The sequence below is a fragment of the Enterococcus sp. AZ009 genome, from assembly GCF_050548785.1.
GTDB lineage: Bacteria > Bacillota > Bacilli > Lactobacillales > Enterococcaceae > Enterococcus_D > Enterococcus_D entomosocium.
The window spans coordinates 3,554,784-3,580,627 of the sequence record NZ_CP172960.1; the positions used below are offsets into that span (position 1 = coordinate 3,554,784).

21 protein-coding genes are annotated in these 25,844 nt (G+C 39.3%); 6 read left to right on the plus strand and 15 right to left on the minus strand.

Annotated elements, in window-relative coordinates; translation table 11 throughout:
* Positions 1-86: 86 nt before the first annotated feature.
* The 6 genes from IGJ74_RS16885 to cls form a co-directional block, all read right to left on the minus strand.
* A complete protein-coding gene (locus tag IGJ74_RS16885; RefSeq protein ID WP_086372426.1) occupies positions 87-938 on the minus strand; it encodes a MurR/RpiR family transcriptional regulator in 852 nt (283 codons plus the stop codon).
* 72 nt (positions 939-1,010) lie between these two features.
* On the minus strand, positions 1,011-1,925 hold the full coding sequence (locus tag IGJ74_RS16890) for an ROK family protein (RefSeq protein ID WP_087664526.1): 915 nt from the start codon (positions 1,923-1,925) through the stop codon (positions 1,011-1,013).
* Between the two features lie 68 nt (positions 1,926-1,993).
* Entirely contained in the window at positions 1,994-3,256 is a 1,263-nt protein-coding gene (locus IGJ74_RS16895; RefSeq protein ID WP_430608616.1) for a prolyl oligopeptidase family serine peptidase, read from the minus strand.
* Between the two features lie 19 nt (positions 3,257-3,275).
* Positions 3,276-4,748, minus strand: coding sequence for a glycoside hydrolase family 1 protein (locus IGJ74_RS16900; protein WP_087664524.1), 1,473 nt, complete (start codon positions 4,746-4,748; stop codon positions 3,276-3,278).
* 27 nt (positions 4,749-4,775) lie between these two features.
* Positions 4,776-6,086, minus strand: a complete 1,311-nt coding sequence (locus IGJ74_RS16905; RefSeq protein WP_087664523.1) for a PTS sugar transporter subunit IIC — start codon at positions 6,084-6,086, stop codon at positions 4,776-4,778.
* Between the two features lie 496 nt (positions 6,087-6,582).
* Positions 6,583-8,112 (minus strand): cardiolipin synthase, encoded by a 1,530-nt coding sequence (gene cls, locus IGJ74_RS16910; RefSeq protein WP_008380266.1) that lies wholly within the window; start codon positions 8,110-8,112, stop codon positions 6,583-6,585.
* A gap of 354 nt (positions 8,113-8,466) precedes the next feature.
* Between cls and IGJ74_RS16915 the strand changes: the two genes are divergently transcribed.
* Positions 8,467-9,888, plus strand: coding sequence for a cryptochrome/photolyase family protein (locus tag IGJ74_RS16915; RefSeq protein WP_008380268.1), 1,422 nt, complete (start codon positions 8,467-8,469; stop codon positions 9,886-9,888).
* A 421-nt stretch (positions 9,889-10,309) separates the two neighbouring features.
* Positions 10,310-10,699, plus strand: coding sequence for a YxeA family protein (locus IGJ74_RS16920; RefSeq protein WP_035006924.1), 390 nt, complete (start codon positions 10,310-10,312; stop codon positions 10,697-10,699).
* A 296-nt stretch (positions 10,700-10,995) separates the two neighbouring features.
* Here the strand turns inward: IGJ74_RS16920 and IGJ74_RS16925 are convergent, their stop codons facing one another.
* From IGJ74_RS16925 to IGJ74_RS16950, 6 genes are all read right to left on the minus strand, one after another.
* The gene (locus tag IGJ74_RS16925) at positions 10,996-12,444 is read right to left on the minus strand and encodes a helix-turn-helix domain-containing protein (protein WP_008380272.1); all 1,449 of its coding nucleotides are present in this window, start codon (positions 12,442-12,444) and stop codon (positions 10,996-10,998) included.
* Positions 12,445-12,980: 536 nt separating this feature from the next.
* Positions 12,981-14,375 (minus strand): glutamate decarboxylase, encoded by a 1,395-nt coding sequence (locus IGJ74_RS16930; protein ID WP_005233215.1) that lies wholly within the window; start codon positions 14,373-14,375, stop codon positions 12,981-12,983.
* Between the two features lie 29 nt (positions 14,376-14,404).
* Positions 14,405-15,814, minus strand: coding sequence for an amino acid permease (locus tag IGJ74_RS16935; RefSeq protein ID WP_005230559.1), 1,410 nt, complete (start codon positions 15,812-15,814; stop codon positions 14,405-14,407).
* A gap of 25 nt (positions 15,815-15,839) precedes the next feature.
* A complete protein-coding gene (locus IGJ74_RS16940) occupies positions 15,840-16,481 on the minus strand; it encodes a hypothetical protein (protein WP_005230557.1) in 642 nt (213 codons plus the stop codon).
* A 1,132-nt stretch (positions 16,482-17,613) separates the two neighbouring features.
* The gene (locus IGJ74_RS16945; protein WP_005233213.1) at positions 17,614-18,876 is read right to left on the minus strand and encodes a radical SAM/SPASM domain-containing protein; all 1,263 of its coding nucleotides are present in this window, start codon (positions 18,874-18,876) and stop codon (positions 17,614-17,616) included.
* A 10-nt stretch (positions 18,877-18,886) separates the two neighbouring features.
* Positions 18,887-20,155, minus strand: a complete 1,269-nt coding sequence (locus tag IGJ74_RS16950; RefSeq protein ID WP_005230552.1) for a radical SAM protein — start codon at positions 20,153-20,155, stop codon at positions 18,887-18,889.
* A 95-nt stretch (positions 20,156-20,250) separates the two neighbouring features.
* On the opposite strand from IGJ74_RS16950, the gene IGJ74_RS16955 reads away from it, so the two are divergent.
* Both IGJ74_RS16955 and IGJ74_RS16960 read left to right on the plus strand, forming a co-directional pair.
* On the plus strand, positions 20,251-21,858 hold the full coding sequence (locus IGJ74_RS16955) for an ATP-binding cassette domain-containing protein (RefSeq protein ID WP_005233211.1): 1,608 nt from the start codon (positions 20,251-20,253) through the stop codon (positions 21,856-21,858).
* 62 nt (positions 21,859-21,920) lie between these two features.
* Positions 21,921-22,079 (plus strand): hypothetical protein, encoded by a 159-nt coding sequence (locus IGJ74_RS16960; protein ID WP_008380281.1) that lies wholly within the window; start codon positions 21,921-21,923, stop codon positions 22,077-22,079.
* Between the two features lie 130 nt (positions 22,080-22,209).
* Here the strand turns inward: IGJ74_RS16960 and IGJ74_RS16965 are convergent, their stop codons facing one another.
* On the minus strand, positions 22,210-22,662 hold the full coding sequence (locus IGJ74_RS16965; RefSeq protein ID WP_005230546.1) for a GNAT family N-acetyltransferase: 453 nt from the start codon (positions 22,660-22,662) through the stop codon (positions 22,210-22,212).
* Positions 22,663-23,051: 389 nt separating this feature from the next.
* On the opposite strand from IGJ74_RS16965, the gene IGJ74_RS16970 reads away from it, so the two are divergent.
* Positions 23,052-23,471 carry a MerR family transcriptional regulator gene (locus IGJ74_RS16970; RefSeq protein WP_005233209.1) on the plus strand — a complete coding sequence of 140 codons (420 nt, stop codon included), beginning with the start codon at positions 23,052-23,054 and terminating at the stop codon, positions 23,469-23,471.
* Between the two features lie 75 nt (positions 23,472-23,546).
* On the plus strand, positions 23,547-24,413 hold the full coding sequence (locus IGJ74_RS16975; RefSeq protein ID WP_008380285.1) for an aldo/keto reductase: 867 nt from the start codon (positions 23,547-23,549) through the stop codon (positions 24,411-24,413).
* 376 nt (positions 24,414-24,789) lie between these two features.
* Here the strand turns inward: IGJ74_RS16975 and IGJ74_RS16980 are convergent, their stop codons facing one another.
* Entirely contained in the window at positions 24,790-25,404 is a 615-nt protein-coding gene (locus IGJ74_RS16980) for a CPBP family intramembrane glutamic endopeptidase (RefSeq protein WP_008380288.1), read from the minus strand.
* Positions 25,405-25,458: 54 nt separating this feature from the next.
* Positions 25,459-25,707: a hypothetical protein gene (locus IGJ74_RS16985; protein ID WP_008380289.1), complete on the minus strand. Its 249-nt coding sequence runs from the start codon at positions 25,705-25,707 to the stop codon at positions 25,459-25,461.
* Positions 25,708-25,844 lie beyond the last annotated feature (137 nt).

Below are 25,844 nucleotides of genomic sequence, written 5' to 3' on the forward strand. Positions count from 1 at the left end.
ACGGATGAGCCACCCCTAAACGAAAATAGTCCCACAGTTAGCTATTCACCGCTTAAAAACACAATTTTCAGGCACAAGCTCCCCTTTCAGATATTCCGATACTTCAAGTAAGAGGCACGTAAGTTCTCAATGTTTTCTTCATAGCGTTCTTTAAAGAATACAGAGTAGATGGAATCAAACAAAAATTGAAAAATGATCGTAATCGCAAAATCAGCGATCTTGTCTTTTTCATGATCGATCGGGCCTACTACGAGGTTGCGATCGCCATGATGATTGAGTAAGTGGTCATCAGATGAGCTGATGACTACCATTTTCACTTGATTGCCTTTTAAAATCTTTGCTAGCTCCAAGTGACGCTTTTGAACAGGATGATAGGAAGCATATATCGCAATGTCTTGGGTGCCTGCCGATTGTGCAAGTGAAATTTTTTGATAGAGATTTGCAGGAACTGTGACTCTGGCACCACAGCTTTCCATTCGATCTTTAAAAATTTTTGCTACATGAAGCTGTTCATCATCGACAAACACAATAATATTGACAGCATGGATCAAGTCCACGGCAATCTGTTGCAGATCTTTGACACTGATAAAAGTCGTTGCCAAAAATAACGAGCGCTCGTATAAATCTCTTAAATTTGAGATGACGGTAAACGCAGAATCTGTTTTTCCAAATGGAATATTCAAATCTACTTTTTTATCTGCATGCTGTAATTGATCGGCATAAGAGGCAGTGACCATTAATTTCAATTCATTCAACCCGGAATACCCCAACTTTTTGCAAAAACGATAGATGGTAGCTTTAGAAACAAATGCCAATGAACTGATCTCACGAATGGTCATCTGTGTAAAAGCAACTGGGTCCTTATTAATCAAATCAATAATGTTGTGTTCTGTATCAGACAAATATTTAACACAATTCAGTTTTGCAAATAAATTCATGACTATATCTCCCAAACGATTTTGCACCGAACGATTTCTGGTCTTTTTCTAAAAGCAGAGTGTCTCCCATGCTCATATAAGGTTGTGTTTTACTTTTTTCACTTTATTTAAATGATGATTCATCAAGGCGCCAATCAAATTCGCGTCATTTCGAAACTTGCACGGAACGATCTTCGGCACTGCAAGATGATATGTGTGTTTCTCTTTCAACCGATCAATGCTTTTTTCGATTTCTTGGATAAATCGTTTTTGCTCACTGATTCCGCCCCCGATAGCAAATGTCTCGGGATCAAAAATATACTGCAGGTTGAACAAATGAAGGGCGATCGTATCACAATACTTTTCTAGAACGCCTTGCAGTTCTTTGTCGCCTTCCTCAATCAGTTGAAACAGCAACTCACCACTGAGCGTGCCTTTTTCCATCCCTTTGACTCGTTCTCCTTCACTAACCAGCGACAGAACACTGCCAGAAGCACCGAAATAAGCGGCTGGTTGATGGTACGCATCGGTTTGCTGGACAAAACTGAACTCGCCAGCGATCCCGCTGCTGCCGCGATGTAGGCGATTATTGATGATCAGTCCACCGCCGACACCAGTGCCAAAGACCAAGACGATGCCATGATCTGTATGCGCCAGCGCTCCGACCCACGATTCTGCCAATGCCGCGCATTTGCCGTCATTTTCTACCGAGATCGGCAAATCAGTGAATGTATGAAAGAGATCAACGATATTTGTCTGTTCTAAAAAGGTCAGCACACCAGCGGTATGGGCATAACCGTTGAAAACATCAATTTTCCCCGGCATACTGATGGCGATACCATCGACTTGCCCTTCGAATTGCCGAAAAATTTCTTCGACAGCGACTAAAAAGTAGGCTTTCTCTTCAAGAGGTGTTTTTACTTTCCCTTTGAAGAAAATCTCGCGATCCCCCGTCATTAAACAGTATTTGATGTAACTGCCTCCTATATCATAAACAAGATAATTCATTGTTTACCCAACTTTCTCAAAAAATATTTCACCTCGGAATATATGGTATCTTCCGAGGTGATAACCCATTATCGTTTTTGCTTTGCTAGCCAGTGAAACAACGACTGGGTTTCATTCGCAATCTCACCATTATAAACTGGAATCCATGCCCAATGATCATTGTAGCGATACGGTGCCCCCGTACCGTCCTGATAGCAGCCTGTTTCGTCCGTTATCGCTTCAAGTGCAGTCACGTGAAGATTCGGATGGTTCATCGCTTTTAGCGTTTCATATAATGACTGACTATGCTCGTTAAAGGAAACGACTTGATCGTGAATGCCATGAGTCAACCAAAGTGGGACCTCCTTGAGGCCTTCAAGTTGTCTTTGATCGAGCCATTGTGTCTTATAGGCCTGACAAATAGGAAAAGCTGCCGCGAAAAAATTGGGCTTTCTTAAAAGCAGATTGATGGTCATAAAGCCGCCATTGGAGCCGCCGCCTAAATAGATCCGCGTTGGATCGATCGTTTCAAAGGTCTGAACTGCTTCATCAATCAAACGGCTGACAGCTCGGGTATACTTGCTAGTGCCATCTTGAGTGTAACCGCCGCTTCCATCGTTCATCCACATATCTGGCACTTGAGGAACCAGAACATAGGCGCCACCAAACATCGCTTGTACTTCGGGATCAGCCCAAGCAACCACTTTATTGCCCAAAAGCGCAATTTCAGGATCGGTTCCGCCTTCGCCCGCGCCGTGCAAAAGAATGATTAGGGGATGCTTCTCTTTATCCTTCGGTTCAAAAAGTGCATGGTGTAAAGTGATCTCACCAAACTCAGCATCTTCATAAAAAAATTCTTTTTGCAGAAATTGCTCGGTCCCTTCATAAACGGTTTCTTCAAACTGTTGGTTCGTCAAAACGAGCGCGTTCAAAGAAGAACCATTAATACACAGAGGCTTCTTTAGCGTGATCGTATACATCGTCTGTCGCTTTTGATTCAAAAACAGCTGTGGATTAAAGACAAAGGGTGATGTCAAAGGGGCATCAGGATGAACCTGCAACGCCAATGTAACGCACGTCGTCGGCAGATCGACGGGTTGCTTTTGTCCTGTCGAATCAGATAAATAAGCCTCTTTGAGTTCAATCTTGCCTTTTATCTGCTTTGGCATTTTCGTCGACCAATCAAAGCCTTCTTTTTCTCCTAGTACTTCAAAAAACGAGGCATCTACTTGCTCATCGATCACTTGTCCAAAATCAATCACAATTTTATGGTTTGCCGGTCCCCAATCGTATCCTTGGCAATGGACGGAATACGTGATCTGGGTAGGTGTATCAGTCTCTGTCTTTGTCATAAAAAACCTCCAGGTTGAATCAAGACTTTGCTTGGATCGAGGTGCCATTAGATTCAATCACTTTTTTGTACCAATAAAATGATTTTTTCTTTTTGCGGGCAAAAGTCCCTTTTCCAGTATCATCCAAGTCTACATAAATGAACCCATAACGTTTTTTCATTTCCCCAGTTCCTGCCGATATGATATCAATACAGCCCCACGGTGTATAGCCCATTAGTTTCACGCCATCATGTACAACCGCTTTGATCATCTGCTCAATATGGGCACTGAGGTAAGCGATACGCGCATCGTCAATGATCTCTTTTTGTTCGTTAAAAGTGTCAAGTGCGCCTAAGCCGTTTTCTACAATAAACAACGGCAGCTGGTAGCGATCATACAATTGGTTCAATACGATCCGCAAACCTGTCGGATCAATCGGCCAACCCCACTCCGATTCCTCTAAGTAGGGATTCTTTACCGCTTCCATCATATTGCCACGGCTCGTTTTTTCTTGTTCTTTTGTGGAGATGACCGCTGAATTGTAGTAGCTGAAAGAAAGAAAATCGACCGTCCCTACGCGTAAAAGAGCAAGATCATCTGATTCCATGACCAGCTGCCAGCCGTTTCGTTCATACTCCTTCAAGGCATATTCAGGGTAATAGCCACGGCACTGAACATCGCTATACAGATACTTGAACATTCTAGAAATTTCGATTTCCCGCATACTGTCGTTTGGATTACAGGTTTCTGGGTACATACCAGCACTGGCAAGCATTATTCCAATTTGAAAATCGGGATTGATTTTTTTCCCTTCCATCACGCAGCGGGCACTAGCAAGAAAGACATGATGCAATGCTTGCGCCCTTTTTCCTAAGTCTTTTCCTTTGATCCCTAAAAAAACATAGCCATTCAAAAAATTGATTTCATTGAAGGTGATCCAGTACTTCACTTGCTCTTTAAAACGCTCGAACAACAAGACTGCATAATCGAGAAAATCTTCAATCGTGCGCCGATCCAGCCATCCTTCACGGCTTTCAGCTAAAGCCAGCGGCATATCAAAATGATTTAAGGTAACGATTGGTTCAATGCCGTATTTGAGCAGTTCATTGAAGATCCTTTCATAGAAGAGAATTCCTTCTTCATTAAGTGATTCTTTCGTTCCATCAGGAAAAATCCGTGTCCAGCTGATCGACATCCGATAAGCCTTGTAGCCTTGTTCAGCAAATAAAGCAATGTCTTCTTGCCAATGATGATAAAAATCTGTGGCGCGATGGCTAGGATAATACTGATTTTCGTCTAAGTATCCTTGGCAATTCTCTGGCATTCCTTCATACATAGAAATGTTGTGGATTTTGCCTTGCGCATCTTTCACGGTAAGCTGACGGGGCTGTTCCTGACTGCCGCTGGTAACAATATCCAATGTGGATAGTCCTCTGCCGCCTTCATCAAAGCCACCTTCATATTGATTGGCAGCGGTAGCGCCGCCCCATAAAAATCCTTCTGGTAAACTCATGTTAATGACTGATCCTCCTGTCTTTCTTTAGACCGCCTCTGTGACTTTCTCTGCCATAACCTCATCTTCAAGCGCTTGCTCTTCCGCCAATGCCAGCTTGTCGGCTTTTAAGAAAAACGGCAAGTAGATCAACCCATTGATACAAATCGCAATGACTACCGCAATCACACCTTTGATCCCGATGGTCAAGATCGGTCCAATGAAGGCTGGCATGATCCAAGGCAGTGAGATCGAAGGGTTCAGTGTGTCATACACCCCAAGATTGTAGCCGATGATCCCTATAATCCCATTTACCAAAGAAGTACTGACCATCGGAATAAAGAAGATCGGATTTAACATCAGCGGCAAACCAAACACTAACGGCTCATTGATGTTAAAGATCGCTGGTGCCAAGCTGAGTTTTCCGAGGGTTTTATAGCGCTGTGATTTTGAAATAAAGGGAATCAACAACGAGATTCCTAAGGTATTGCCGGCGCCTCCAAGTGAATAAAAAGCCATCACCGCCGAAAATGCCAAATGCGGCATCGGCTCCCCATCCATAAAAGCAGTAAGATTGGCAACCCCTGTAGCCATTAAGACCGGCAAGTAAATGCTGAGGATCGTATTGGGATGGATCCCAAAAAACCAGAAGATCGAAATAGTGATCATAAAAATAATCGCCGAAATCGGTGTTGCTCCCAAGTTCATAATCGGTGCTCCGACCACGCCATTGATAAAATCAAAATAATCGCCCCACGCAGTTAGACTAAAGCCGATGCGAGCTAAGCAAACAAGTACAAATATAATAATGGCAATAAAGGTCGGCGAAAGCGACTGGGCAACCATTGGCGGCACCGAGTTTGGCAGTTTAACGACCAAGCCTTTTTTGTCCAATACACAATATAGACTAGACACCAATAGCGCTACGATCATCCCGCCGAAAATACCATTACTGCCGATATAGTCAAAATTTAGTCCGGCTACTTCGCCCCCATCATAGGGAATCACTTGCGGCATCAAAACGAAAAACGAGGCCAAAGATAATATCCCACCGGTCACAGGACTTGAATCTCTTTCATTGGCATTATGATAACCAATCATAAACGTCATATACAACGCAGTAATTTCCATTGTCACCTTGATGGTGGCACGCATATGTTCATCGATCCCAGTTTGCGCTAACCAAGCCAACCAAGGCTCAACGGGCAGATTGACTAAAATAGCGATCAGACTGACCCCCAATGTCAATGGCATGGTAGACATCGCCCCATATTGAATCGCTCGAATCGCTTTTATCTGACTAATTTTCCCCATTACAGGCATTATTCGATCATTGATGATAGATTTTGATTCACTCATATTTTTCCTCCCTGAAAGAAATTGGCTTTCAATCACATCAAGTTTCTCCGGATAAAACTCTTGTAACCGATTTCAATATCTCGTAAATTATTGCTTATTTCAATAGGAAGGACTGAAACTGAGACGTTTGTTTCACGATTCGTCATGAAATAGCGCGGAACATGAAAAAGAGGTCTCATTGTTCCCCGCTTCTTCAAAAACGATCTTCTAAAGACACGAGCAGCTCCTATCCCTCTCACATAAAAACGGGGCATTACACACAAAAAATCGAATGATCGTAGACAGATTCAGGTGAACGCACCGTCTCACTCACCCCCATCGCTTAATCACTACAAATCCTAGCAATTCGCTAGACTCTCCATCCATGCAGCCAATAGATTAGCACAAACAAAAAATGATCCCTAGCTGAGAAGATGCTATCCGCTAGGAATCATAGGACAATCATATATGAGACTGATGGATCAGAATATTTCATTCCTTTGTTCACTATCTTCCTTCAAAGAATCGGAACAAACAAGCCACTGATTTTTTCTTTTGTTTTCGTCAAAAGGCTTCTGGCTTGCCATTCTTCTTTTTCTACTAATTTTGCATGAGCTAAGTCTTCCATAAATTGCTGATTTAACTCTGTGATTATTTTCGACGGCCCATAGATGAACATAGATAACTCATGGTTAAGGTAAAAACTACGAATATCAAAATTTGTTGACCCGATCGTTGCAGCAAACTCATCGACGATCATATATTTACAGTGAATAAAAGCAGTCTCATCATAGGTGTAGACTTCGACGCCGGCAGATAATAATTCATCAATAAACGAATTCGTGCCATGAAAAGAAATTCCTCGATCCCCTTTTCCCGGCACAATCAATTGTACGTTGATCCCACACCGTGCTGCTCTTCTAAGCGCACCTAAACTTTCTTCATCAGGAATAAAGTAAGGCATTGCGATCTTAATCGAATCCGTTGCCTTTCCAATGAGGTCATTAAAGGAATCCTTAATGATTCGCTCGCTATCATAGGGTCCGCCGTAGATTACCTGAACGATTTCCGAACCGCTTTGAACGTCGGTCTTCAACGGAAAATACGTAGCTGTCTGTGTCAAAAAATGAGTGACCGTTTCTTCCGTTTCATCAAGAAAGAGCCAATCATAAATAAAGCATTCTTGTACTTCTAGAACAGCAGGTCCTTCTATCCGGATGTTTGTGTCTCGCCAATAAGAAAACTTACTGCCTCGCCCACTATATTCATTTCCAATATTCATGCCTCCTGTATGTGCAACCTCACCATCAATAACGACCATTTTACGGTGATTGCGCCAGTTCGCTTTATTACTTAGCCAAGGCGAATTCAACAAATCATACGTGCGCACCTCTACCCCATTCTTTCGCATCAATAATAATAATTGATTAGGAAAGGCGATCGACCCCACGCTATCATACATAAACCGAACTTCCACCCCTTGTTTGGCCTTTTCGACCAGAACATTTGTCAGCTCCTCCCCTGTTTCATCCCCTTTAACGATATAAAAAAACACATGCACATGATGCTTGGCTTTCTTGATATCTTCCAGCAAAGAAGCGAACGCCTCAGCGCCTTCGTTTAATACAGTCAGATGATTATTAGTTGTGGGATACTTGCCCGAAAGATGAAAAATCTCAGTGGAGAGATCATGTTTTCCATGAATGATCTCTGAATGTTCTTGCAGAATAGCCGAAACCGTTCGCTGTACTTCCCGTTCATTTTGTATCTGCTGTTTGGGCAATTTCCTTAACCGAGGTTCACGACCAATTAAATAATACAACATGACTCCTACAATCGGTAAAAACAATAAAGCTAAGATCCAAGCAATCTTCGAAGTTCCATCCCTTTGATCAAAAACCACTAAGTAGCCACAAAGAAGAATCGCCAAAATTTCAATGGCCTGCCAAGCATAAATCATCTGATTTAAAAAGAGAATTAATCCAACCGTCACAAGTATCAGTAAAATCGTTAAAATTTTGTATTGCTGTAATTTGTTTTTGATCATCCTTCACTCCATCCAAATATGCGCTTATTAATAAACGCTAAAGTAAAAAGCCTCACTATATACTATGATTATATACGTTCTCGTTACGCAAATGTAACTCATTTCATCCCCTACTACTCATTTTTTACCTATTATTTATTAAGAAGAGACGATTTGCAGAAACGAAACGGTAAATGACAAGCGCCTATTCAAATCGGTGTACCAATTAAAACAAACCCTGTAAGCATCCCTCGACTTGCTGAAACAGCAATTTTCCTTACGCAATCGCCAAATTTGAATAAATCCCATCTTTCCTTTACTATAAACGAAATCCGATCGTTTTTTTAGCACGGTTATACTATCAAGGAGGTTGTTATGGCAATTCATGTGATGTGGTTTAGAAAGGATCTGCGCTTAGAGGACAATACGGCGCTTACTGAGGCGCTTTTGTCTCTTCAAGCAAACGACCAATTGTTGTGTGTGTTTCATCTCAATGAAAAGCAGTTTCTCCCCGATGCACCAAGCCATGATTACTTTTTTAGCGCGGTTGCTCACTTTATCGAGGCTGCCAAAAAGCAAAATCTGACGATCCACCTCTTGACGGGGACTTTGACAGAAGCCTTTGATCAGTTGTTCGCTCACTATCCAGAATGGAGCCAACTGTACTTCAACTTTGATAACCGTGGATTTGGTCGTAAACGCGACCTCTATATAAAAGAATTGGTCGAGAAAAAAGGCGTCACTGTCCATTCCTTTGAAGAACATCATCTGCACCAACCAACGGAAGTCACCAAAGAGGACGGGACGTATTACAAAAAATTTACGCCCTATTATAAGAAATGGATCCAGCTGCCCAAACCGGTCTATCAAAAGCAGGCCCTTGATTTTGAAAAAGCCGCTCATTTTAATGATGCCCCTCACTTCAAAGCAGGGACAGCGCTGCTTGCTAAGCTGCTAAAAAATAGAAAGACCGATTTTTCAACGATCGTTGGGGAAGACTATGCACATAAACAATTGCAGGCCTTTGTGCAAAAGCGTTTGGCCGCCTATGAAAAAGACCGTGATCTCCCTTCGATCAAAGGAACCAGCCGCCTGTCCCCTTTCTTGTCTTTTGGACAACTCTCTATTCGGAAGGTTTGGGCCGCTTGCCAAGGGATGCCACCCAGCACTGGCAAAGCGACCTTTTTAAAAGAACTGGCTTGGCGAGATTTTTATCATATGATCTACTTCACTCATCCGGAGCAAAAAAACTATGAACTCATTGAGAAATATCGAAACATGGATTGGCAAAAGGATGAAGAGGCGTTTAACAAATGGCAAGCAGGACAAACCGGCTATCCGATCATTGATGCCGCGATGCGGCAGCTGAATCAAACCGGTTGGATGCATAACCGTCTACGGATGATCGTCGCTTCCTTTCTAACCAAAGATTTATTGATCGACTGGCGGCAAGGAGAAGCCTATTTTGCTCGACAATTGATCGACTACGACGCTGCCAGCAATATCGGCGGCTGGCAGTGGGCAGCTTCGACTGGCACCGATGCGGTTCCTTACTTTCGAATTTTCAACCCCATCACTCAGGGGAAAAAATTCGACAAAGAGGGGACGTTTATCAAACAATTTGTTCCCGAACTCGCCCAGTTGCCGCTAAAATTCATCCACGAACCTTACCTGATGACTGACGAAGAACAAGCCGACCTAAAGGTAGTTTTAGGCACCGACTATCCGTTGCCTATAGTCGACCATAACGAAGCCAGGAAAAGAGCCCTCGATTTGTATAGTAAAATCGAGCCGTAAGCAGCTGTCATGGCCTGCGCTCAAACATTTTCAGTAGAAAAAAACCAGCAAAGACGCTCCGTAAGAGCTCGTCTTTGCTGGTTTTTTATTAAACTGATGCGCCGTTTTTCATCTTTCTATAGTGAAAAAAACAACGACACGTCTTATCAAATAGTCTGCTGGTGAGCATACAAAAAAGAAACATTTTCCATGCTGCGTTTTTTTATTAAGGTCTTTTCGCCTGATTCCGCACTTATTTCTAGTCACTCTAAGCAACAATCCCCTGACGATTTATAGATAGAACCCTTTATTAGCGGCGTTCCCCACTTTTCCACGACTGGCTAGTAACATTTCTCCTTGCAAAACTGTTCGTCTGTTGAAAGGTCATCTATAGAACCATTCTGTTATAATATCTCCATATTTGAGGATAAGGATGGTTTATATGAAAAAAATAATCGGATTCGTCTTAGTCGTACTTTTAGGGTTTGCCGGATACAAAGGCTATGAATATTATCAATCCACCTACTCAGGACAAACAGCTTACGCGTATGTCCCATCTGAGATTCTCCCTAAGGTAGAACATGAAAGTAAAAGCGGCATCGGCGACCAGTCGCCTTGGTATTCTTACGATTACACGTTAAACTTTGTAAAAGAAGATGGTAGCACACAAACACTCGAGGTTTCATTATCAGAAGATAACGCAAAACCCTTAACCCCAAATTCTTATGTAAAAGCGGTGATCAGTGAAAAGCGCACAATAAAAGGCCCGAATAGCGTTGAAAAAGATGCAATTCCCAAAAAGGTTCTAGAAAAATTAGAAAATCAGAACTAACGATTGCAGACTCACATCATTATGTGGGTCTTTTTTTTACATCCTTCCAAAACCAGCATTTTGAATCCCTTCTGTTATTTTCACGCTTGATGTCTTCTGCTCTGTTGCGATACGTTATACAAGGATACTGGACACATTATCTAGCAGAAAGCTGCTTGACTGATCCCTGTTTTCATTCCGTCATCAATGATAAGAGCAATTCAAGCGCCTTTTCCTTTCCCTACTTCGCAGATAATTGAAAAAGCAGCGAATCACCTATCCGTTGACTCGCTGCTTTTTAACTAACAAGTGATGGCTCACACCACAAAAGAATGATACTTAGAATAAGCAATTTGATCGACGATCGCAGAAACCTGATTGACGTCTAAATCGGCACCAATGGCGGTCACTTGATAAAATTGGTCATAATTGTTCCCTAATTGGGGGAGATTGGCATTGGAAATCAACAAGTCAAACGTCTCGTCCGGAGTATAGGGTAAAACAACAACATTTTGCTTGCCTTTTAGTTCATTTTTTAACAAGTAAATCGAAGCATCCGCCAAAAGACTAGAGCACATATTTAAGACCCCGATCCGTACCCGATATTCTTCTTTAGGCGATAACATATAAATTAAAAAGACTAGGCGTTTCTTGAGATAGTTGAGTTTCGTGGGCGTAAACAAGTTGGTCGGTGCAATAATGTGTTCCAGAATGTCTGAGATCACTTGATCCCGCAAGGAATTGTGAAACATTTTGTGGTAATAATTTAGCGTGACTCGATCGATGGAATAATTCACTCCATGAAAGTAATAAACTTGTGCGATTAAGGAAAAGACATTGGCTTTGATATCGATCGTCGTATGCGAGGCATCAAGACGATAAATGGACTGGATTGCTGCCATGACTTCATCGGTGATCTCAAAGACGGGATTTTTATTGGTGTACAATCCTAAGCGAAGTTCCTCGTAAGGAATCCCGCCCACCGTAATGAGGAAGAGACAGATAAAGAATGGCACGATCTTCGCTTCATCTACTGAGCAGATACATTTTTTAGAAGCATAGATCTGTCGAATAAAGTGACAGAGGGGCATCTCTTGGCAGCGCTCGATTTTGGTTTGTTCTTCTGGACTTAAACTTCCCAAGGTCGTGTGAGACGTGACTTTTTTCATAATCACATACAACCAGATCTTCAGCTGCTTTTGTTGGGCAATCGATAAGGTTATTTTTTTCGCTAACTCCGCAACCAGGTCATCGATCAAAACAGAATCGATCGTTGTCGCACCCATTTTGAAAAAATTATAGTAAAAATAAATGCGTTGTGTCATCGTTCCAACTAGTTTTTTGTTTCTGATCTTTAATTCAAAATGCTGCAACAACTGATTGCACTCAGCAATCAATCGATTGAGGGTCCCCACACTTATGTTTAATTCATCAGCCAAGACGAAGGCATCATAGCCTGCATGTTGAAACAAATAATGGATGATTTGATATTTAGCAGATTTTTTCAATAGCGTGTCGGTCAAATCATCCAGTGAGACACTATCGGTTACTTGCAGTTCCAACGTATAACGATTGATGATAAATGAGACCTTCTCATTTTTTAGTTGCCGTTGAAGGCTCTCTGATAATTTCGTCAAGGTCGGCATCGTAATATCTAATTCCCGACACGCATCACTTTTTTTGATATGACCGGTCGATAAATACAAAAATTTGAGCAAGATATACTCTAATTTTAAGTCCTTATCCAGTAAGTCTTCTTTATACATGACTGTTTTTCCTCCAGTGTAAATCTATATTCATTCAGAATAGTTACAACCAATTTACAGAAAAAGATAGCAGTACGTTACTTATGAAACAAACAAGCGCAGTAAAAACAGGCCCTTTCTACACATATTTTTCCTTCACTTACTCCCCAACAAACCATGACTGACAAACAAAAACCCTCGATGCAAGACGAATTTCCCTAAGAATTCCCTCACGACAACGTTCTAAGATTTCCTTTTCGTTTATGTAAAACGTTCTTCTCTAAAAAAATATATTTAGACCATAATAATTAATACTATCACAAGTCAGAAATGTCAATAAATGAAATTATCAAGCACTGTTTTTTTACTTTCTCTTAAAAAACGACACTATCAAGTGCTTACCCGTTCTTACAAACAAAAAAATCAAAGGCAGTCGATGCAACCGCCTTTGATTTTTCTATAAACCAAGGTTCATTCAGTCTTGCAAAAAACGTTTCATAAAGGGACTTTTTATTCATTGAAAAAAGCAATGAAAGGGTTTCTAGCGATACCGTTTCTTAATGTGAAAAGCCATAGGTTTGATCGGATGAAACATGACGGCTTGGTCGCTTGTTCAAGCGCTCGATTCCTTCTTTCATGTCTTGCACCAGATCCATTGCCATTTGCATACTTAAATCTGCCCGGCAGACAAAGCGTTGGATATTGATATGTGATAGATTATCAGGTAATGGATAGGTAGGGACTTGCCAGCCTTTCATCGCAAATTCATCCGTCAAATCATACAGATTCCAAGAAATATCGGCATCTTCTTTTAATTTGTAGCAGACGATCGGCAACCGTGAACCATCATTATAAATATCGAAGTAACCCATGTTTTCAATCTCTTTTGCTAAATATTGGGCAACATCGCTGGTCTTTTTGTGGATCAAGCGGTAGCCTTCAAACCCATTGCGGATAAAGGTGTAATATTGTCCGATGATTTGGCTGGCGCTTCTTGAAAAGTTGATGGCCATCGTTGGCATTTCACCGCCAAGATAACTTACTTTAAAGACCAACTCTTCTGGTAAGAAATCTTTTTCTTTCCAAAGCACCCAACCGATACCAGGGTAGACTAACCCATATTTATGTCCAGACGTACTGATGGAACGAACGTTTTTCAAACGGAAATCCCATTCAAGTTCTGGTTCCATAAATGGCGTGTACAATCCCCCACTAGCCGCATCCACGTGGATGTAGACTTTGTAGTCGGTGTGTTTGTTGTATTCCTCTAATTTCTTGTCTAGTGCTTTGATATCATCGTATCGTCCAGTGTAAGTGATTCCTAAAATACCAACGACCCCGATCGTATATTCATCTAAATAGTCCGTGACCTTTTCAACATTAATGCTGCCATGTTCTTCATCGATAGGGATCGTTCGCATTTCAATGTCCCAGTAGACACAGAATTTTTCCCAAACGACTTGATAGGCAGAAGAAATCACTAAGTTTGGTTTTTGTTTATTGATATCTAAGCCAAGTTTTTTTGCCCGATTGCGCCAAGCAAATTTTAAGGCCAATCCACCTAACATACACGCTTCACTTGAGCCTACCGTTGATGTACCGATAAAATCGGACGCTTCTGGGGCATGCCATAAATCAGCGATCATATTGACACAGCGGTTTTCAATTTCTGCTGTCCGTGGGTACTCGGTTTTATCGATGGCGTTTTTATCAAGGGTTTCACTCATAATTTTGACTGCTTCTGGTTCCATGTAGGTTTGACAGAACGTCGCCAAATTTTGTCTTGAGACCCCTTCATCGATCAATTGATCTTTGACTAATTCATAGGCATCCCGCGGTACCAAGGACTCTTTTGGTAATTTGTACATAGGGATCGCTTGATCCATTGCCTCATTCCCATAGATAGGCTCCAAATATTGGGCTTCTTTTCGATTTTTTTTACTAAATAACATGCAGCTCTCCTCCTCATAGGTTGTGCTTTTTATTTTTTATCGCTTGCTTTTTCACCTACATATTTATAGATGACAAACGGTATCACGACAATAATCAGCCAACTGATGATCAAGATGGCTAAATAGGTTCCGCCCTTTCCGGTGCCGATATCGCTCGGTGGAAAGAAGGAAATAAAGAAAGAAAAAATAGAAACAAGCAAACCAACCATCGCAACACCAATTTTCACATTTTTCCCACCAGGAATATGATACGTTCTTGTTAAGTCGTCTTTTTCTTTGACTAATTTAATATAGGAAAGAAACAAGAGGACATAAGCCACCAGATAGATGCAGACCGTCAACGCCATCGCAACGAAGAAGGATAGATTGGCGCCTCCACCGCCTAATGTCAAGACAACCGCCCAAATGGAAACAATGATGCCTTGTACCAAAACGATATTGATTGGGACATTGTGTTGATTGACTTTGGCCATTTGTTTTGGCAGCAAGCCATTTTCAGCTGCTTCAAGCATCGCAGTCGATGGGCCGACCACCCAAGCAGCAATTTCTGCAATGACACCTAAACAGATGACCACGGCAATCAAACGAACCAGCCATTCTCCGCCGCCAAAATGATGGATCAAATAAGAATAGGCTTGAATCACGCCAGTATCAAGAGACAATTGATTTTGGGGAATCGTGGCAGCCACCGTTGCCCCACCTAACGTATCCAAAAGAATCGTTGCTACAACTAAAATCAAAATAGCTTTCGGGTAATTCTTTCCAGGATTGTCCATATCTTTTACGTGACTGGCAGAAGATTCAACCCCTGCATAGGCTAAAATAAAGGAAACAAAAACGACCAGCGTATTGATTTTCGTGAAATCAGGAATCCAAGCGCCTGATCCAAAAGAAACTTTGACGGGATTCCCTTGAGCAATGTAGACAATTCCTAAGATAAAAAGAATGATCCCTGTTGCGACGATCCCCACAAAGAACCCTACTTTGGCAATCTTCGCAGTATTTTTTGTTCCGCCAAATTGCGAGATCGTGATCAGCCAAAAGATCACTAAAGTGGCAATCAGCTTCAGCCAAACATTCGTATTAAGAGCCGGCCAATTTAGGGCATAGGAAAGCGCCCCGACAATAAAGTAAATCATCGTAATAAAGCCTACCGTGATTTGGAACCATTGGAAGAAAATGGCAGCAAAGCCCCATTTTCTCCCTAATGTTTTTGAGACCCAGGTATAGAGTCCCCCTTTTTCCCATCCCTTTACAGTAGCCATCTCCGCAGAGCAAAGGGCTACAGGGATAAACCAGAGGAAACCGCCGACGAGTAAATAAAAAACTAAATTCATCTTCGATGTCGCAAAGGTTGGATACTCATATACCGTCATCACCATTGAAGCAGTTATTGCAAAAAAACTCAACAATGATAGTTTTTTCTTGCTAGTATCCATTTTTTTTACCTCCTATCGTTAGATACTATTTTTCAGCAGCGGAAGATAGATCAATATGGTACGTATGTGTCAAATCTCCATCTGCTTTAAATTCGATTTCGACCGCTTTGATCGCTGGCAAACTTTGTTCTTGCGCCACTTTAAAATGAATAAAGCCATCTTTATGTTTGTCATGGGTCAAAATCTCATCATCTAAGTAGTCCACAAACACTTCCGCTTCTACTTTTTTGCCATCATTCAACACCAAATAGGCTTTGTCAGGTTTGATTTTTTTGTCTTTCGAATCTTCATTAAACAATTGATATTTCAGTGAGAGCAATGTTTTGTATTCTTTGTCTTTGTCTTTGAATTCTTCTACATTCACGATTTTTACATGATTCACTAAAAAGCGAATGTGATCCCAACCAGCATTTTCATAATTCGTTTCATACCAAACGACGTCTTTGATTTTCGGATCGATTCCCTTAGTTACGATTTCTTCAAAATACCCGTCATCACTCAATTTTTCACTTCCCACAACTACTTCATCTGACGAATCGCTGATCAACGTTTCCGTTCCAGACCCAGAGACCACTTCCCCTGATTCTTCCACTGTTGAGCATGCACCTAGAGTAAACAAAACGCCTACACCTAAAACGAAACCTGCAACTAATGATGTTTTCTTCATTGTAAATCCTGTCCTTTCTTTTATTATTTTTATTCCATCTCAGGTATACCATTTAACCCAAAAAAGCGAATACCTAATTTTTTATTTTAAAAACAAAAAAACGCGAAAAATAATTCGCGTTTCGGTGCTATCATGAAGTGCAGATAAGAACAATGACCATTGAAAAGAAAGGACTGAGTTTTTTTGAGAGCGCTTGTGGTCGTCCTAACTGCCGTTTTGTTAAGTATCAGCCCTCTTTCAGCTGACTTTTATCTGGAAAAGACGGACAGACATACTTCTAACGCAATGTTTTCTCGGATAGAAGTTGCCCAAAATGAGTGGGCGACTACTGGATCAAAAAGATTTGTTGGAACGCTGATGCTTCCTGATGCAAAAGGCAGCCTGTTGACAGCTGACGGGCATTTTATGAGAAGACCTTCCAAGCTTGCGACGAATAGACGCGTAGCAATAGCAGCTTGTAGGGTTCAAAAAACACCCAAAATCGCACGGGGCAGTCATCTGTCTCAGCGCTGTAGCTCTTTAGCCCCTACGACTTTGCGGTTAGAAAAAGCGTGTCAGGCACGGCAATCAAACGTCCTTAGCTCTCATCCGAGTATCTGGTGTCGTACATGACGCCTTCATCCACAGGGTTTCCGCAGTGATGGCACATAGGTAAGTCAAAAACAAATGATCCTCAAAACGTTTATCCTCCGGCGTATCCTAGACAAATCTACTTCCCCATCCTGAACAAAAAAATAGCCACTACCTACTTTCCACTTACTTGTGCCATCCTCTGCTTGATAAAATGATCAAAATTTTTTGATTGAAAAGAAAAAATTGCCTATTCTGTTTTGATCATTTTTTTAGTGATCGATCATTACTTAGCTAGCTAAGCCCCCCAAACCTCAAGCAGCCCCCGAAAACAGTTTCGGAGGCTGCTTGGGGTGAGCTTTGCTCACTATTTAGTTTTCTTATAAAAATTTTAATATGAGAAATCATTTATTACAATATGAATGAGAAAATTGAGTTACGCTTTCTATTTTCATAAGTAAGTATAGATTCTATTCACAATGTAACATAGTAACCTTATTTAACTAAGCTATTTTTTTAAGAAGACCTTATCAATCTTCTGAAGCAAAAATATTCCACCAGATTATATTAGTCTTGCCGAAGCCATTTTTATATGCTCTTCAATATTGTACTTATAGCTAACGCACTTCGACTCACCTGTATTCATTCGAATTAACGGACAGCCTCCTAAACACAAAGGTTGAACTTTACAACTTGAACATTTCGCTTTCGAAAAAAATTTGTACTCTGTAAATGTTTTATGCACACTGTTCAATTGTATTCCTGTATAGATATCTCCAACTCGTCCAATCGTTTTACCAATATGAACCCAGCATTTATATAAAAATCCATTAGGGTCGATTACATAGTCATCTCGATTGATAGCTTCGCAGAACCCAATCGTTGTCCGTGGTATGGCAACAATATTTATCCCTCTTTCCAAAAGACTTTTATAAACCATTATTTCTTCTTTCGAAAACTCTTGGGATGTATAACATGTGGGTGTTTTGTAGGTATCAAAATCCTCTACCGGCGCAAGATAAAAGCCAACTTTCTTAAGTAAATTAAAATTATCCAGCGAGTTCATCAAACGAATAACATCTTCATGATTATTCTCCCTATCTATATTTACTCTTACAGTTACTGGAATATATTTTAGAGTTTTAACTATATTCTGTAATATTCTTGCAAATGTCCCTTTCCCATTTGTTAAACATCTTCTAGAATCATGATTTATCTGATCCCCATCCAGAGTAATTTGAGCATAATTAACGTGATAACTTTTTAAAAGTTGTGCAACTTTTTCTGTTAGCAAATAACCATTGGATACAATTTCTGCGTTGAAATTTTTATATTTTTTTTCGTTTTTCATTATTATTTCACTTATAACTTTAATAGAGTTCAATCCCATCAAAGGCTCTCCTCCATACCAAATTACTTTCAATGACTGATGGGGTAATACATTTTTAAGAATAAACTCAGCTGTTTTCTTAGCAGTTTCAGTAGTCATAGTATGTTGTCTAAACCCTTGCTCGTAACAATAAAAACAGGAAAAATTACAGTTCATCGTAGGGGCAATTGTGAAAGTTACTTGACTAGGATTATATCGTTTTTCATTTGCCACAGACACTAATCTTGCTTCTTCATCAATCTCATCGGAAACAATGATATTTTGATTTTCTAAATAAGAGAATAATTCTGTTTTCTCAAAGTTATCGTTATTAATAAAAGTCTGTAGATCATGGAACTCGCTTTGAGTTAGTAAAACGATAGCAGAGTATACCGAATTGTACAAAAGTATTTCATTATCCACTTCTTCAACAATCGTATATTGCGATAATTTCATAAAATCACTCCTAATTAAATTGGGTAAAAAATTTTCTGTTACCTAGATTTGTATGCTTTACAAAAGAACGTATGAATGTTTCTCTATCAATTGAATAGTTGGGGTTACATGAAGTATCACACTGTACCTTTCCTCGACACACTGCAATTAATTCACATGAATTACACTGATTGTTGCTTTTCGGAAGAACACTCTTTTGGTCATAAAGGCTATATTGAACATCTTCTGCAAAAGAAGATGATTCTGTAAAACTTTTTATTATTCTACGTTCATAAAAATTTGTTGCATTACATAACCCTATAGATCCATCAGAGAAAAACTTTACAGACCAAGGATTATACGCATCGCACTCAAAGCGATACGAAGAAAATGGAGAGACATTCACCAGGAAACCGTTTTCAATTAGGTGATCAATTGCAGTTGAAGATACCCACTTTAGATATTTTTCATAGGATAATGCATTGAAATAATTTTCATTAAACTCATAGTTATTAATGTAATAGCAATTGATATGGGCTTTGATATCACTTTGGCGGATCGTAACGAGAAAAGACTGAAACTCTTCTGTATTTTTATCAGATGTATTATAACCAATATGGATTTTAACACGTCCGCTCTTAGATGCTACCGCTAGATTTTCAAAAATCTTATCATACGTTCCGCTTCCACTCTTAAGAGATCTATTTCTATCATGATCTTTTCTAGATGTTAGTGTAGTATCGACAATTAAAGAATCAAAATGATTTATAAAATCTGGAGTGAGTAGATAGGCGTTTGTTCCTAAACCATAAGAAATTGAGAGTGATTTCTCTGACGCAATTTGATCAATCTTACTTTTAATTGCGAGAATTCTTTTTTTATAAAGAAGTGGCTCGCCCCCGAAAAAATAGATATATAGTCTCCGAACGCCTAGCTGAGCAATGTCTAAAATGTATTGCATTATATTATTTATCGTCTGATCAGTAATAACATTTTTAGAAAGGAAATCATTCTGGTAACAATAAGTACACGAAAAGTTGCAATCTTCTGTGATATTTATAGTGATAGTAACTAAGTCTCTCTTTAAATTGATTGTTTTCTGTTTATAACTTTCCAAATCACCGTGTATAAATCCATTTTCAAATAAATATTTTCGTTCACCTTCACTTATTTCGCTCGAAATCTCCGTTTTACTTTTCATTTTTTTTGAATCAATAGTAACTATTTCTTGCGTTAATGTATTGCAAAGAATAGTCTCGTTACCGTTCTCAATGATATCGACATACCGTGAAAAACGCATCACCTAACCCCCTTTTTCAATAATTATACATTTCACAAAATAATATTTCAATTTTTTTTTAATTTGTGATATAGTTTTTACATAGGAGGGAGAGAATGAAAAAAATATTAAAAAGAAACCAACCACTTTTCTTTTTGCATGTGATTTTATGCGCAATGGCAGCGCTCATTCAAGTTGGGGTTGCTTTGGTGTATAGACAAATCACCGAGGTTGCTATGTCAGGAGATGTAAAAAGACTTTTATTTATTGGTATATTCGCCTTCTTTTACATCTTATTGAACACGATGAGCGATTTTATTCCAAGAAGAAGTAAATCCGTCTTAGTTCAATCAATAATGAATCAACTGAGAGAGAGTCTCTCGCAGAAAATCGTTCGAATGAATCCGGTACTATTTCTTAAAAATGAGAAAAACGAGTATCTCTCAAAGTTGGCAAATGAAATGAAAGTCGTTGAATTAGAATTTTTAAAGCCCGGATTTGGACTGATTTTAAGCATTTTTACCTTTCTATTCTCTCTTTTATTCACACTAAAATTAAACACTTCTTTTTCATTGATTATGCTGCTCTTAGCTTTTAGTCCTTTGCTAGCCCCTTATTTCGCTAAGCGAATCCTTAGTGATCGTCGCAAGTCCGTTGTTCTGGAGCAAGATCGTACACTTAGTTTATTTGACCAACTTCTCTCAGGATACCTGACCTTACGTGTCGGCAAAGGTTTTCCAACATATACGAAAATTTTTACTAACAGTAGTGAACGATTAAAAAAGGAAAGTATCACTTTTGAAACCTTACAAGGACTGACTTATGCAATTTCTTTTGGACTTGGGGATCTTGCCTATTCAGGGACATGGATCGTTGGTGGTTTCTTTGTTGCTGCCAAAATAATCACCATTCCCGATCTTATTGCGATGACTACACTAATGAGTACGATTGCCGGTCCGTTAGAGTATTTCAGTACTTCAGTTACAGATATTTTAGCGAGCAAGAAGGTCGCGGACGATCTTATAGCTTTCATTGATGGTACCGATGATGATGAGCCCAATCGCTCACTTGAACTTGCAGAACCAATAAATACTTTATCGATTGAAAATCTGCATTTCCATCATGGAAATCGTTTGATTTTTAATGGTTTTACTCAAACATTTGAGCGTGGAAAAAAATATGCTATCACTGGCGCAAGCGGTAGCGGGAAGTCGACACTATTGAATATTTTAGCGGGAATTTACCCTATCGACGATCATCAAGTATTGGTTGACCAGCAAGAGATGAATCAGCTATCTAGAGACTCCCTTTATGAGAAAGTTGCACTTGTCCAACAAAAAACTGCTATCTTCCAGACGAGTATTGCTTACAACGTTTCTATTTTTAGTGAATACGAACTTGAAAAAATCGTTGATGTTTTAAAACGAAGTGGATTAGATGATCGCTTTGATAACAATGATTTAACCGATACGCAAGATAATACATGGATAAACTTTCTTTCTGGCGGCGAGCTTAGACGGCTTGAGATTGCTCGGGCAATCTTTAAAGATTCCGATGTTATTCTTTTTGACGAACCAACATCTGGTCTAGACAGTATAAACGAGATGATTATCAGTGACTTAATCTGCTCACTTACAGATAAAATAATCATTGTCGTTACTCACTCAACAAATCAGGAATTTCTAGGTTCATTTGATGAGCTAATTCAGTTAAATAAATCATGAATTTAGATGATATAGGCCTACCTTATGTCATCTGGAAATATAAAAGAAAGGAGAGGTATACAATGAAAGTAATCTCTGAAGCTTCAAAAGAACAAATCATCACCATGTGTGGAAGTAATCAGCATTCCCATCATCCACCAATCATCTTACCTGAAGAGACTGATACACCATTTTCAAATCAGAAAAAAGAAGAGATAAAAAAAGAAGAGAAAGCTAGTTAAGAGAAAATCATTTGATCCTTACTTTACTTATTAATAAGGATAATAGCAATCAAAGAAGGGGTCGTGACTAGCTATATATGTCTCGACTCCTTCTTACATATTTCCCGCAAACGCAAATAATTTTTAACAGCTACTTGTTATCAACTTTCTTCATATAAAGAATTGGATAAGGGTTTCCTTGTTCGTCTAACTCGCTTCTTTTGTATACCTCAAATCCCATATGCTCATAAAATCCTTTCGCCTGAGGATTCTGTTCATTTACTCCCAGTTCATTTACAGAATAGTTTTCCATCCCGTATGCCAAGAGTTTTCTTCCTAGTCCCTTGCCTCTTTGTTCATTTGCTATAAAAAGCATTTCAAGATTTCGATCCGAGATCCCCATGAAGCCAGCTGGCTCTCCATTTTCACTTTCTACGATAATCAAATGTGGCACATGATGCAATGCCTCTGGAATGTATTGCTTAATGGCTTGGATTTCGGTCTCTGACAAAAAGGTGTGCGTCGCCTTAACAGAACTCTCCCATACTTCAATTAATTGTTGCTCTAACTTTTGATTCATACTACTTACTTCTTTTATATTCATGGATAGTCACACTCTCATCAGCTTATTTTCGTTTTTCATAACAAGAATCGCTGTTTCATTGATCCAAGTTAAGAATTTTCAACATCATCATAACATGAGATGGATTTATTTAAAATCTATGGATAAAAACTGCCTCGCTCAAATAGATAACGAAACAATCAATTCTAAGAGAGTATGACTTGCTTTGAAACACACTAAGAAAGGAGCTTTCAATACTGATGATTTCTCAAATCATTCTGTTGAAATAAAAATGCTTGTAGCTTTTTCTTCCCGAATAGTCGCCATAACGAACAAAATATATTCTTTTCAATAAACGATTTTAAACCACTTGCCCTAGAGTCCACTTCAGGGTTTATGATTACTTATAGAAAAGATAAGGAGAACCAACGATGAATATAAAAAAAGCAGCGGAAATGTTTGATTTGAGCGTAGACACATTGCGCTATTATGAACGAGTCGGTGTGATTCCACCTGTCCAACGCAATGAGAGTGGCTATCGGGTGTACACAACAAATGATCTAAACTGGATCTATTTAGCAAAACATTTACGAAATGCAGGATTGTCGATCGAATCGCTAATTGAATTTGCTCAATTGGCACAAGTACGTGAAAGTCAAAACGTCGAAACAGCTCAGAAACAGATTTTAGCCGATCAACTCGAAGAATTAGAGAAAAAGTTAGCAGCAATGCAGGAAGTAAGAGACCTACTTATTTATAAGATAGAAACGTATGATGAGCATATCGCAAAATTTAAAGCAGGAAATATGACCCCTGATAAAGTGGAAAAATTATGGGAACGAAAAAAGTAACATCTTTCACTTGCTATGGACTTAACTCCAAGGTTTAGGATAGAACATGCAATGAAAATTAGAGGAGGAAACATTATGCAAACAATCACACTCAATAATGGTGTCACCATGCCGCAACTAGGATTTGGCGTTTATCAAATACCTTTGGAAGAAACAGCAGAAGCTGTTTACCAAGCAATCAAAGCTGGGTATCGACTGATCGACACTGCTTCTATTTATGGAAATGAAACAGAAACAGGCGAGGGAATCAAGCGCGCCATCACTGAAGGTCTAGTCACTCGAGAAGAACTTTTTGTTACCTCTAAATTATTTATTCTCCAAGCTTCCGAAGATAAAGCGAAAGAAACGATTGAACATTCGCTTGAAACAATGGGATTAACTTATCTTGATCTCTACCTTATTCACCAACCATATGGAGATATTTATGGTGCTTGGCGCTCAATGGTTGCTGCTCAAAAAACAGGAAAATTACGTGCAATTGGCGTTTCAAATTTCAAATCAGCTAAGATGATCGAGTTTGTCGGCTTGAATGAGGCGAAACCTCAAATCAATCAAATCGAAGTGAACCCTTGGAATCAACGAGCGGAAGATCAGGAATGGCATGAAAAATATGACGTCCAAGTTGAAGCTTGGGCTCCCTTTGCAGAAGGACGCCATGACCTATTTACCAATCCGACATTAGCAGAAATTGGCAAGCAATATGGCAAAACGGTTGGTCAAGTTGTTCTTCGCTGGTTGATGCAAAGAGGGATTGTCGCTTTAGCAAAAACAGTTCGTCCAGAACGGATGGCTGAAAACATTGCTATTTTTGACTTTGAGCTTTCCCAAGAAGACATTGAAAAAATAGCCGCTTTAGATAAAAAAGAGTCCGCATTCTTTGACCACGATGCCCCCCAACAAGTGGAATGGTTTATGGAGCGGATGTTAGATACTGAAAGTTAATAGGTTTTTATTGAAGAAAACCAATACAAGTCCGCTCACATTGCAAAAGGAAGCGGACTTGTATTAGTTCTTACTGAATTGTATGTCGTCACTTTTCTTTGTCAGTATGACAATGTTCTTGGAAATAGGGCCAGTGAGTCATCTTTGAACAAGGAGTTGCTTTTCATATTTAGCAGTGGAACCTAAATGATGATCTAAAAAATGACGAAGGACAGACATTCGTAGATAAGAACTGTACAAAACAACATGCCTAAGACGCTTCTCTGACCTCTCAAATGTACTTTCACCAAATATGTTTTAGAGATTCTATACGTACATAATAGATAAATTGCCCCCAATTCTTCTACTATTAAGAGGAAACATTAAGAAGAAATCTTTAGATCAAGATAGCTGCTGCCATCACAACGAAATTATAGAAGCTATGTGCAAAAATGGATTCCCAAATATTTCCCCTACGTAAATAGGTGATCGTCAAATAAAACCCTATGACAAAGTAGGGAAAAAGAGCAAAAAGATTCCCGTTCACATTTACGATATGACTTTCAGTAAAAAGCAAGAGGCTTCCGACAGCAGTGATGATTCTCAACCATCGTTTTTCTCCAACATAAATCAGTGTATAGCGATAAAGCATTTCCTCGAAAACAGGTGCTAGCAAAAGTACATCGAATACAAATGGAAGGGTTCTTTGATCGGAGAGATAAACAAAAATCAACGCATTGAGATCACGAAATAAAAGAATATTAATTAAACCGATAGTGAGGATAATACTAGTAGGTACGATGAGACCGATTTTTATTAGCGCAATTTTATTTATCTTTTTATAACTCTCTACTAAATAGTTACGGAAAAGAAGGATACCAAGTAAAACGAACAATAGTTTTACTCCGAAATGATTATAACTCATCAAATATCTTGCATAAAAAGAAGGAATGCCACGTATTGCTAGCCCCTTCCATAGGACATAAAACAATAAAAATAACCCTCTTTTCAACTTATCCCTCCTAATGAACGAAAGCTTTATACTCCAGATAGTTTTACTCTTCTTTCAGTTCTTCCTATCTCTAAAATAACAATAAACCAAATAACCACTCGAGCATACTAACAAAGGAAGTCCGACATAGAGCATACCAGTTCCTAATGGATAATTAATAGCAAGATCAAGTTGGATATTCTTAAGCTCTTCTTGGCTTATTGTGTCAAAATCTTGAATAGGAATCAAAATCGTTTGTAAAAAAAAGCCAACGACCGTGATAAAAAGACTGAAACAAAAAACGCCGAGTGCAAATTTTTTCATAAGAGACCTCTTTTCAGCATACACTTTATTGCTTTACCATCTTATTATACATATCAATCATTAAAAAAAGAAACTTAAAATATTTTTACACATTATACTTACAACAATTAACAAGGAAACCATCCTATAGAAGTCAT